The sequence below is a fragment of the Klenkia sp. AC732 genome (genome assembly GCF_979256525.1).
This window is the reverse complement of record NZ_CEEDOS010000036.1, coordinates 41,119-51,331: the sequence shown is the minus strand read 5'-3', so window position 1 is coordinate 51,331 and position 10,213 is coordinate 41,119. Positions and strand designations below refer to the sequence as shown.

Annotated in this window: 9 protein-coding genes and 2 tRNA genes; 5 read left to right on the top strand and 6 right to left on the bottom strand. The window is 74.4% G+C overall.

Annotated elements, in window-relative coordinates:
* Nucleotides 1–105: 105 nt before the first annotated feature.
* Entirely contained in the window at nucleotides 106–936 is an 831-nt protein-coding gene (locus tag AC0IVP_RS16495) for a hypothetical protein (protein ID WP_471757910.1), read from the top strand.
* 4 nt (nucleotides 937–940) lie between these two features.
* On the opposite strand, the gene AC0IVP_RS16490 is transcribed toward AC0IVP_RS16495, so the two are convergent.
* Nucleotides 941–1,471, bottom strand: a complete 531-nt coding sequence (locus AC0IVP_RS16490) for a CGNR zinc finger domain-containing protein (protein ID WP_056294162.1) — start codon at nucleotides 1,469–1,471, stop codon at nucleotides 941–943.
* 148 nt (nucleotides 1,472–1,619) lie between these two features.
* Between AC0IVP_RS16490 and AC0IVP_RS16485 the strand changes: the two genes are divergently transcribed.
* The 4 genes from AC0IVP_RS16485 (at nucleotide 1,620) to AC0IVP_RS16470 (ending at nucleotide 4,382) form a co-directional block, all read left to right on the top strand.
* Complete coding sequence (locus tag AC0IVP_RS16485) at nucleotides 1,620–2,822, top strand: MFS transporter (protein ID WP_471757908.1); 1,203 nt, start codon at nucleotides 1,620–1,622, stop codon at nucleotides 2,820–2,822.
* Between the two features lie 76 nt (nucleotides 2,823–2,898).
* Nucleotides 2,899–2,987 (top strand) — tRNA-Ser (locus tag AC0IVP_RS16480).
* A gap of 25 nt (nucleotides 2,988–3,012) precedes the next feature.
* A tRNA-Arg gene (locus tag AC0IVP_RS16475) sits at nucleotides 3,013–3,085 on the top strand.
* 187 nt (nucleotides 3,086–3,272) lie between these two features.
* On the top strand, nucleotides 3,273–4,382 hold the full coding sequence (locus tag AC0IVP_RS16470; RefSeq protein WP_471757906.1) for an ABC transporter ATP-binding protein: 1,110 nt from the start codon (nucleotides 3,273–3,275) through the stop codon (nucleotides 4,380–4,382).
* 12 nt (nucleotides 4,383–4,394) lie between these two features.
* Here AC0IVP_RS16470 and AC0IVP_RS16465 read toward each other — a convergent pair whose 3' ends face one another.
* From AC0IVP_RS16465 to AC0IVP_RS16445, 5 genes are all read right to left on the bottom strand, one after another.
* Nucleotides 4,395–5,861, bottom strand: coding sequence for an NAD-dependent succinate-semialdehyde dehydrogenase (locus AC0IVP_RS16465; RefSeq protein ID WP_471757904.1), 1,467 nt, complete (start codon nucleotides 5,859–5,861; stop codon nucleotides 4,395–4,397).
* Nucleotides 5,862–5,890: 29 nt separating this feature from the next.
* Complete coding sequence (locus AC0IVP_RS16460; protein ID WP_471757902.1) at nucleotides 5,891–6,172, bottom strand: MSMEG_0570 family nitrogen starvation response protein; 282 nt, start codon at nucleotides 6,170–6,172, stop codon at nucleotides 5,891–5,893.
* A 133-nt stretch (nucleotides 6,173–6,305) separates the two neighbouring features.
* Nucleotides 6,306–7,199 carry a universal stress protein gene (locus AC0IVP_RS16455; protein ID WP_471757900.1) on the bottom strand — a complete coding sequence of 298 codons (894 nt, stop codon included), beginning with the start codon at nucleotides 7,197–7,199 and terminating at the stop codon, nucleotides 6,306–6,308.
* The gene (locus AC0IVP_RS16450) at nucleotides 7,196–8,602 is read right to left on the bottom strand and encodes an amino acid permease (RefSeq protein ID WP_471757898.1); all 1,407 of its coding nucleotides are present in this window, start codon (nucleotides 8,600–8,602) and stop codon (nucleotides 7,196–7,198) included. Before AC0IVP_RS16450 ends, AC0IVP_RS16455 begins: the two co-directional genes overlap by 4 nt.
* Before the next feature lie 61 nt (nucleotides 8,603–8,663).
* The gene (locus AC0IVP_RS16445) at nucleotides 8,664–9,944 is read right to left on the bottom strand and encodes an alpha-hydroxy-acid oxidizing protein (RefSeq protein WP_471757896.1); all 1,281 of its coding nucleotides are present in this window, start codon (nucleotides 9,942–9,944) and stop codon (nucleotides 8,664–8,666) included.
* Nucleotides 9,945–10,213: the final 269 nt, after the last annotated feature.

The following is a 10,213-nucleotide window of genomic DNA, read 5'->3' as shown; positions in this document are numbered from 1 at the left end:
CCCCCCCCCCCCCCCCCCCCCCCCCCCCCCCCCCCCCCCCCCCCCTTTTTAATGATACGGCGACCACCGAGATCTACACCACTTAATCTTCGTCGGCAGCGTCAGATGTGTATCAGAGACAGCGCCGTCACCCCGCCCGTCGTCGAGGCCCCGCCGGTCGCTGTGGTCGACGCCGGGCCGGCCCCGGTCGCCGCCCCCGTGGTCGCCGCTGGTCGGACCCCCACGCGTCCGGCCGCGGGGCAGGTCGCGCCGCGGACGTCGCAGCCGCAGGTCGTCGTCCCCGAGCAGCCGACCACCGGCGGTTCGGCCGAGGCCGACACCGCCACCGGCATCGCCGCCTCGGCCGCTGACCAGGCCCGTCAGGGCGCCCAGGCCGCCGCCGAGAGCGAGACCGGGCAGCTGCTCGCCACCTCCTACGCCGCCCGCGCCCAGGCCGCTGCCGGCGCCGACGCGTCGGCCTCCGCCACCCTGGTGGCGCTGGCCCTGGACGAGGCCCGCACCGCGCAGGAGCTGCTCGCCGGTCAGGTCGAGGCCATCGGCGCCTCCGCCGTGGAGGCCCACGCCGCGCTCGTCGCGGCGAGCACCGCCCGCGACCAGGTCGCCGCACTCCCGCAGTCGGCACCCGGCGTCGCCGGGCAGACCGCCTTCGCCGAGACCGTCGTCGCCGCTGCCCGGGTGTCGGCCGACCGGGCGGACGCCGCCGTCGCCGCCGTCGGCGCGCTGACCGCCCCGGTGCAGGACGCCGTGGCCACCCTGGCCTCGCTGCTGGACCGGCTCGACCCGGCTGCCAGCAGCACCCCGCTGCCCGACGTGGCCGCCGTCTACGCCCTGGGCGGGGTCGTCGTGCTGGGGGTCGGCGTCGCCGGCACGACGGCGCTCAGTGCCCGCCGCAGCACGGTGCGCCGTCGCGTGGCGGCCCGGCACTTCGCCTTCTGAGCGCTCAGCTCCTCTGGCGGGCCCGGTAGGCCGCCACCGTCGAGCGGGACGAGCAGGTGTTGGAGCAGTACCGCCGGCTCGCGTTGCGCGAGGTGTCCACGTAGACGTTCCCGCAGCCCTCGGCGGCGCAGACCCCCAGTCGCTGCCAGCCGTGCTGCACCACGAGCTGGGACAGCCCCATCGCCACCGTGGTCGTCAGCTGGTCCAGGGCGCCGGCCTCGGGTGCGGCGTAGTGCAGGTGCAGGTCGCCGTCGTGGTCGGTCGCGTAGGGCCGGGGCGCGGCCAGCGCGAGCAGTGCGTTGAGCCCGCCGATGACGTCGGCCTGCGTCTGGGCCCGGGCGACCTCGCGGACCAGGTCCGACGTCGAGGCCACCGCCTTCGCCTCGCGCGCGGTGAGGTCCAGTGACGTGCCCTCGGTGAACCACTCGTCGTGTGCGGTCAGGAAGGCCGGCAGCCAGTCCTCGGCGGACCGGTCCACGTTGGCCAGGTCGATCGCCAGCTCGACGGCGTTGGAGCCGTAGTCGTCGTAGTCCATGGGACCCCTTCGCCCTCGACACGCCCTGTAGGCGTCGTCACTTGGTTGACTCCCTACGCACGATCTCCTACCGTCGGGAAGACGTAGGGACCCAACGGGTGTTGGCCCCCTACGATTCCCCACTCGTACGTCTGAAGTGAGCACAGTCATGCGTCAGTACCTCACCGTGTGGCGGCTGCCGTCCGCCCCGGTGCTGCTGGTGGCCGGCTTCGCCGGTCGCCTGCCCTCGGCGATGGTCCCGTTGGCCCTCCTCCTCCTGGTCCAGCAGCAGACCGGTTCCTACGCCGTCGCCGGCCTGGCCTCGGCCACCTACGGGATCGCCATGGCGGTGATGGCCCCGGTGCTCGGCCGTCTCGCCGATCGTCGCGGAGCACGGGTGATCCTGCTCGTGCAGTCCGTCACCTACCCGCTGCTGCTCCTGGCCCTGGCCGCCGTCGTGCTGACCTCCACGTCCACCCCGGCCGTCCTCGGCGCCTCGGCCGCGGCCGGGATGAGCACGCCGCTGGTCAGCGGCACCGTGCGCGCGCTGTGGTCCCGGGTGGACCCCGCCGTCCGGCCGACGGCCTACGCGCTGGACGCCACCACCACCGAGCTGGTCTTCGTCGCCGGCCCCACGACGGTGGCCACGCTGACGCTGCTGGCCAGCCCGGTCGCCGCGATCGCCGTCGCCGGTGTGCTGACCGTGGTCGGCACGCTGGGCATCGCGTCCTCCGGCGCGATGCGGGCCTGGCAGCCCGCCGTCCCGGTGCAGCGCAGCCTCTTCGCCACCGTCCGGGTGCCCGGCATGCCCCGGGTGCTGGTCAGTGGGACGGCGCTGATGCTCGGCTTCGGTGCGATCGAGGTGGCCGTCCCGGCGTTCGCCGACGCCGCCGGCTCGCCGGGCCTGTCCGGCGTCCTGCTGGCCACCTGGTCGCTCGGGTCGGTCGCCGGTGGGCTCTGGTTCGGCGCCCGGGTGCTGTCGGCGTCCCTGCCCCGGCTCTACCGCTGGGGTCTGCTGGGGACGACGATCGGCATGCTCCCGCTGGCCGCCGTCTCCTCGCCCCTGCTGCTCGGGGCCCTGCTCTTCCTGGGTGGTACCGCCATCGCCCCGACGCTGACCGTGCAGAGCTCGCTGGTCGGGTCCATCGCCCCGGCCGACGCCACCACGGAGGCCTTCACCTGGCTGTCGACGATCGCCTTCGGCGCGTCGGCGGTCGGGGCGGCCCTGGGTGGGGCGCTCGTGGAGACCACGTACGGGGTGGGCGGTGCGTTGGTGCTGGCCACGGGCGCGGCGGCCCTGGCCGTCGTCGTCACCCTGCTGCCCGGACGCCGGGTGCCGGTGTCGGCCGCGCGGGAGACCGTCGCCGCTTGAGGGACCCCCCGGTGGCACCGGTCGGAGGCGCTGGTAGTCTTCGTCCTCGGTGCTTCCGGGGGAACCTGGTGGCCCGGGAGGCTTCGCCTAGTCCGGTCTATGGCGCCGCACTGCTAATGCGGTTTGGGTTTTGGCCCATCCCGGGTTCAAATCCCGGAGCCTCCGCGCGACAACTGAACAGCACGACCACGCACCCGTAGCTCAACGGATAGAGCATCTGACTACGGATCAGAAGGTTAGGGGTTCGAATCCCTTCGGGTGCACGTCTGGTTGAGACAGCGCCGGCCCCCGCACTCCTCGTGAGTGCGGGGGCCGACGTCTGTCCGGGGCCTGGTCAGCGGGCCGCGGGCACGGCTTGCCGTCGCCCGCTACGCCGTGTCAGTGTCGGTGGTCACTGCTGTGTCCGTCCGGACCCGCCACGAACGACGTCCCGAGAGGACCGCCCCCGCGATGGCCGCCATCACCTACGACCGCGCCACCCTGACGTACCCGGGTGCCGAGCGTCCCTCGGTCAACGCCCTGGACCTGGAGATCGCCGACGGGGAGTTCCTCGTGCTGGTCGGTCCCTCGGGGTGCGGCAAGTCCACGTCGCTGCGGATGCTGGCCGGTCTCGAGGACGTCACCGAGGGCAGCATCCGGATCGGCGACCACGACGTCACCCACGTGCCGCCCAAGAACCGGGACATCGCGATGGTGTTCCAGAACTACGCGCTGTACCCGCACATGACCGTCGCGGAGAACATGGGCTTCGCCCTGAAGATCGCCGGCATGGACAAGGCCGAGGCCCGCCGCCGCGTCGAGGACGCCGCCCGCATCCTGGACCTCACCGACTACCTGGACCGCAAGCCCAAGGCCCTGTCCGGCGGCCAGCGTCAGCGGGTGGCGATGGGCCGGGCCATCGTGCGCCAGCCCAAGGCCTTCCTGATGGACGAGCCGCTGTCCAACCTGGACGCCAAGCTCCGGGTACAGACCCGCACCGAGATCGCCGCCCTCCAGCGCCGGCTGGGCACCACCACCGTCTACGTCACCCACGACCAGGTCGAGGCCATGACGATGGGCGACCGGGTCGCCGTCCTCAAGGACGGCTACCTGCAGCAGGTCGACACCCCGCGCAACCTCTACGACCGCCCGGCCAACGTCTTCGTCGCCGGCTTCATCGGCTCCCCGGCGATGAACCTGGTCGAGGTGGAGCTCACCGAGGGCGGTGCGCTGCTGGGCGGGCAGACGATCCCGGTGCCCCGTGCCGCGCTGGCCGAGCTGGCCGGCCGCGGTGCCCGCACCGCCACCATCGGCTTCCGGCCCGAGTCCGCCACCCTCACCACCGCCCAGACCGGCGTGCCCTTCGAGGTCGCCGTCGTCGAGGAACTGGGCTCCGACGCCTTCGCCTACGGCTCCTTGGCCGGCGCCGCAGCCGGCACCGAGAACCGGTCGGGCATGACCACCATCCGGGTCCCCGGCCGCCGTCCCCCCATGAAGGGCGAGACCGTCCACCTGGACATCGACACCACCGAGCTGCACGTCTTCGACGTCGAGTCCGGCGCCCGGGTCGCCACCTCCTGACCCACGGCGGGCTCAGAGCGGGAAGCTGACGTACTTCGTGGAGAGGTACTCGGCCAGGCCCTCGTGGGCGCCCTCCCGGCCCAGGCCGGACTGCTTGACCCCGCCGAAGGGCGCGGCCGGGTCGGACACGACGCCCCGGTTGATGCCGACCATGCCGAACTCCAGCGCCTCGGACAGCCGCAGCCCGCGGGCCAGGTCGCCGGTGAAGACGTAGGCGACCAGGCCGTACGGGGTGGAGTTGGCCTGCTCCAGCATCTCGGCGTCGGTGTCGAAGGTGATGATCGGCGCGACCGGGCCGAAGGTCTCCTCGACCACGGCGGCCGACCCGACGGGGACGTCGACCAGCACCGTGGGCGGGTAGAAGAACCCGCGCCCCTCGGGCCGGGTGCCCCCGGTGACGACCCGGGCACCGGCGTCGACGGTGGACCGGACGATGCGGTCGACCTTGGCGACGGTCTCCTCGTTGACCAGCGGGCCCAGCCCGACGCCCTCGTCGTCCCCGCGGCCGACCTGGACCGCGCCCATGCGCTCGGCGAGCTTGCCGGCGAAGGCCTCGGCCACCCCGGACTGGACGTAGAATCGGTTGGCGGCGGTGCAGGCCTCGCCGCCGTTGCGCATCTTCGCCAGCATCGCGCCGTCGACGGCGGCGTCGAGGTCGGCGTCCTCGCAGACGACGAAGGGCGCGTTCCCGCCGAGCTCCATGGAGGACACCAGCACCTGGTCGGCGGCCTGCTTGAGCAGGATCTTCCCGACCTCGGTGGACCCGGTGAAGCTGATCTTCCGCAGCCGGGGGTCGGCCATGGCGGTGGCGACGACGTCCTTGGCGTTCATCGTCGGCACGATGTTGACCACGCCGTCGGGGACGCCCGCCTCGGTGAGCAGCCGGGTGAGCAGCAGCGCGGTGAGCGGGGTGTCCTCGGCGGGCTTGATCACCACGGTGCAGCCGGCGGCCAGGGCCGGGCCGAGCTTGCGGGTGAGCATGGCGGCCGGGAAGTTCCACGGCGTCACCAGCAGGCAGACCCCGACGGGCTGGCGGGTGACGACGGTGCGGGTGCCCCCGGCCGGGGCGACCCGGTAGTCGCCGTCGATGCGCACGGCCTCCTCGGCGAACCAGCGGAAGAACTCGGCGGCGTAGGTCAGCTCGGCCTTGGCGTCGGCGGTGGCCTTGCCGTTCTCCCGGGTCATCAGCAGCGCGAACTCCTCGGCCCGGGCGGTCATCGCCTCGAACGCGCGGCGCAGCATCTCCCCGCGCTGCCGTGGCGGGGTCGCGGCGAACCCGGGCAGGGCGGCGTACGCGGCGTCCACGGCGGCGGTCACGTCGTCGGTGGTGCCGTCGGCCACCCGGGCCAGGACGGTCTCGTCGGCCGGGTCGAGCACCTCGAAGGTGGCCCCGGAGGAGGAGTCCCGCCACTGCCCGCCGATGAACACCCCGGTGGGCAGCGGGGAGGGGATGCCGGGGATCTGTGCGTCAGTCGTCACCCGCCCATCCCACCACCCCCGGGCGGGTCTCAGCAGCGCCGGAACCCCGCGACCACCACCTCGCCGTCGGCGAACGCCGCGCCCCGGGTCTCCAGGACGGCCAGGGTCGCCGCCGCCCGGGTGCACGGGAAGCCCCAGCGGGCCTGCACCCGGTCGCTGGCGGCCTGCATCGCCCGTCGGCTCAGCGCCAGGAACTCGGCCACCGGGTAGGCGTTCCCGGCGGTGAAGACGTCCTCCACCACCAGGGACGGCGAGTACACCCACTGCGAGCGGCCGTCGGGCCAGTGCACGTCGAACTCGACCTCGGGCATGCACCCAGTGTGTGGGGCGGGGCGCCGGTCCTGGCGGTCTGGCCGCGTTGGTCGGTCTCGCTCAGCAGTGAGGAGCCATCATCTTGCCGGCTGCCCCGCCCACGACCACTGTGACCCACGCCACTCAACGGCGTCAACCCCTCGTCGGCGCGCCACCCGCCCCGGCCGGCACGACGACCACCGGCACCGGTGAGTGCCGCAGGATCCGGCTCGCGGTCGACCCCAGGAAGACCCGGGCGAGGGGCCCGAGCCGGGAGGACCCGACGACCAACAGGTCGCCCGACGCCCAGGGAACGGCGGCCAGCGCACCCGCCCAGCCGGCACCGCGGGCCACCACGGTCTCCGGCGGGTCGCCCTCCCAGGCGCCGACGACGTCGTCCAGGCGGCCCTGGGCCTGGGTGGCCCACTCCTCGCTGACCGTCTGCTCGATCCGCAGCCCGATCTCCGAGGGCAGCATCGCGGCCCGCTCCGGGGCGAAGGTGACCAGTCGGACCGGCACGCCCCAGCGCCGGGCCAGTCGCCGGGTCCAGGTCAGCGCCTCCGCCGAGCGGGCGGTGCCGGCCCACGCGCAGGTCAGTCGGGACGGCGGTCCGACCGGCCCGCAGTCGCGGGGCGCGAGCGCGAGCGGCACCGGGGAGCTGTGCAGCAGCCGCTCGGCCACCGAGCCGGCGGAGAACCGGCCGGTCGGCGCCGCGGCGGCGGCCCCCAGCACGAGCAGCCCGGCGTCCTCCCGGCGGACGGCGTCGACCAGCCCGGCCGGCTCCGACGTCGCCCGGACGACGGTGCCGCGCACCTCGTCGACCCCGAGCGACCGGAGCGCGCCCACCGCGGCCTCCTGCCGCTCCCGCACGGTGGTGTCCCGCCAGGCCCGGTACTCCCGGTCCACCCGGGACACGATCGGGGCGTCGGGGTCCGGCGGCACCACCGAGGCCACCACCAGGGGCTCGGCCGAGGCGAGGGCGACCGCGGCGGCCAGCCGGAGCGGGGAGTCGTCGTCCGCACCGGCCCAGCCCAGGACGGTGGTCACCGGGGCTCCCGCAGCGTCGAGTGCGTGCGGGAGTACGTCACGTAGACCAGGGCGGCCAGTGCCAGCCAGCCGGCGAACAGCGCGAACGTCGTCCCGGACAGCCCGGCGATCAGGTAGAGGCAGAACGCGACCGACAGCACCGGGACCACCGGGTAACCGGGCACCCGGAAGCCGCGCGGTAGGTCCGGCGCGGTCCGCCGCAGCACGACGACGCCCACCGAGACCACCGAGAAGGCGACCAGGGTGCCCATCGAGGTCAGGTCGATGAGGAAGTCCAGCGGCACGAACCCGGCGAGCAGGCCCACGAAGAGCGCGACGGCGACCGTGCCGCGCAGCGGGGTCAGCGTGCGCGGGTCCACCCGGCTGAACAGCGACGGGATCATCCCGTCCCGGCTCATCGAGAACAGGATCCGGGTCTGGCCGTACATCGTCACCAGGGTCACCGAGAAGATCGACACGACCGCCCCGGCGGCCAGCAGGACGCCGGGCCAGGACGCCCCGGTCACCCGCTCCAGGATGACCGCGAGCCCGGCCTCCTGGCCCTCGAACTCCGCGGCGGGCTGGGCGCCGACGGCCGCGAAGGCGACCAGCAGGTAGACGACGGTGACCACGACGAGGGCGCCGAGGATCGCCAGCGGCAGCGTGCGGCGCGGGTCGCGCACCTCCTCCCCGGCCGTGGACACCGCGTCCAGGCCGATGAAGGAGAAGAAGATCGTCGAGGCAGCTGCGCTGACCCCGGCCACGCCCATGGTGGCGAACGGCGTCAGGTTGCCGCTGTCGAAGCCGGTGGCGGCGATGACGACGAAGAGCAGCAGGACCGCGACCTTGACCACGACCATCACCGCGTTGGCGGTCGCGGACTCGCTGGCCCCGCGCACCAGCAGCAGCGCGCACAGCGTGACCAGCACGATCGCCGGCAGGTTGACCACCCCGCCGGCGCCAGGGGCGGCGGACAGCGCCTCCGGGATCCGCCAGCCCACGGTGTCGCTCAGGAGCTGGTCCAGGTACTCCGACCAGCCGACGCTGACCGCGGCGGAGCTGACCGCGTACTCCAGCACCAGGCACCAGCCCACCGCGTAGGCGACGACCTCGCCCAGCGTCGCGTAGGCGTAGGAGTAGCTGGACCCCGAGACCGGGATGGTGGAGGCCAGCTCGGCGTAGCAGAGCGCGGTGAACCCGGCGGTCACCGCGGCGATCACGAAGCTGAGCACGACGGCCGGGCCGGCCTCGGGCACCGCGGTGGTCAGCACGAAGAAGATGCCCGTGCCGATGGTGGCGCCGATCCCGAAGGCCATCAGCTGGAAGGTGCCGATGCTGCGGGCCAGGCCGCCGTCGGTCTCCTCGGTCAGCGCCGACACGGGCTTGCGGCGGAAGAGCTGGCTGCGGACCGTCGGTGCACTCACGGGTGGTCCCCTCTCGCCGCGGGCAGGTGCCCGACGACGGTGGTGGCCCCCGTGGCGGCTGTCAAACCCGGCGCAGCACCTCCGGGGAGAGCTGGTCGACCGCCGTGTGCCCGGTCAGGCCGAGCGTCAGGTCGAACTCGCCGACGACGTCCTCCACCACCTGCCGGACGCCCTCCTCGCCGGCCAGTCCGAGCCCGTAGACGTAGGACCGGCCCAGCAGGCAGGCCCGGGCGCCCAGCGCGACCGCGACGAAGAGGTCGGCCCCGCTGCGGACGCCGCTGTCCAGCAGCACCGGCACCCGGTCGTCCACCGCAGCGACGACGTCGGGCAGCGCGTCCAGCGCGCCGATCGAGCGGTCCACCTGGCGGCCGCCGTGCGTGCTGACCACCAGCCCGTCGACGCCCTCGTCGAGCGCGCGCCGGGCGTCGTCGGGGTGCAGGACGCCCTTGAGCAGCAGCGGCAGCCGGGTCTGCGCCCGCAGCCAGGCCAGGTCGGTCCAGGTGATGGAGGGTCGGGAGTAGATGGCCAGGAACGTCTCGACGGCAGCCCGGGGGAGCGGGGAGCGCAGGTTCTCCGCCAGCGACCCCGGCCACGCCCGGGCCATCCCGACCAGCGCCCGGACGGCGGCCGGCGTCGGGCGGGGCTGCGGGTCCCGGGGCGCCGCGACTGCCGCGCGCTCCTCGACCAGCCGGCGGAACACCGGGTCGGAGGTGTACTGCGCGATGCCCTTGCCCAGGGCGAAGGGCAGGTGCCCCAGGTCCAGGTCGCGGGGGCGCCACCCCAGCATCGTGGTGTCCAGGGTGACCACGACCGCCTCGCACCCGCTGGCCTCGGCCCGCTGCAGCATCGAGGAGACCAGGTCGTCCGACGTGGACCAGTACAGCTGCATCCAGCGCGGGCTGTCGCCCATCGCCGCGGCGGTGGTCTCCATCGGCACCGAGGCCTGGTTGGAGAAGACCATCGGCACACCGGTGTCCGCGGCGGCGCGGGCGACGGCGAGGTCGGCCTCCCGGTGCACCAGCTCCAGCGCCCCGACCGGGCCCAGCAGCAGCGGCGCGGGCAGCCGGCGGCCGAGGAGCTCGACGGAGGTGTCCCGCGCGCTGACGTCGCGCAGCACCCGGGGGACGACCCGCCAGCGGTCGAAGGCGGCCCGGTCGGCCGCCACGGTGGACTCCCCGCCGGCGCCACCGGCCACGTAGCCCAGCGCCCGCGCGGTGAGCTTGCGGCGGGCCGCGGCGGCCAGCGCGGTGTGCACCGTGGGCACCCGCGGACGGCGGCCGTAGACGCCCGCCCGGTAGACCTCGTCCTGCCGTCGCCGTCCGGTGCCTGCCCCTGCGGTCATGCCGCGACGCTAGTGAGCTGCTGCACACCGTGCCACGGACGGCGTGGGCGGCCACGGGCGTGCTCGGCCCGGACCCCCGGCCCGGACCCCCGGCCCAGACCCCCGGCCCGGGCCCTCGGACCGGGACCCGGGCGTCACACCCGCCACCTGCGCCCCGACACACCGCCCGACACGCCTGCGGAACGGCTCCGGCTCGACAAACGTGCAGGTCCCGTGGACATCATGGGTCGCCCGGGGAGCGTCCCCGCCGGCACCGGACGGGGGTGTGG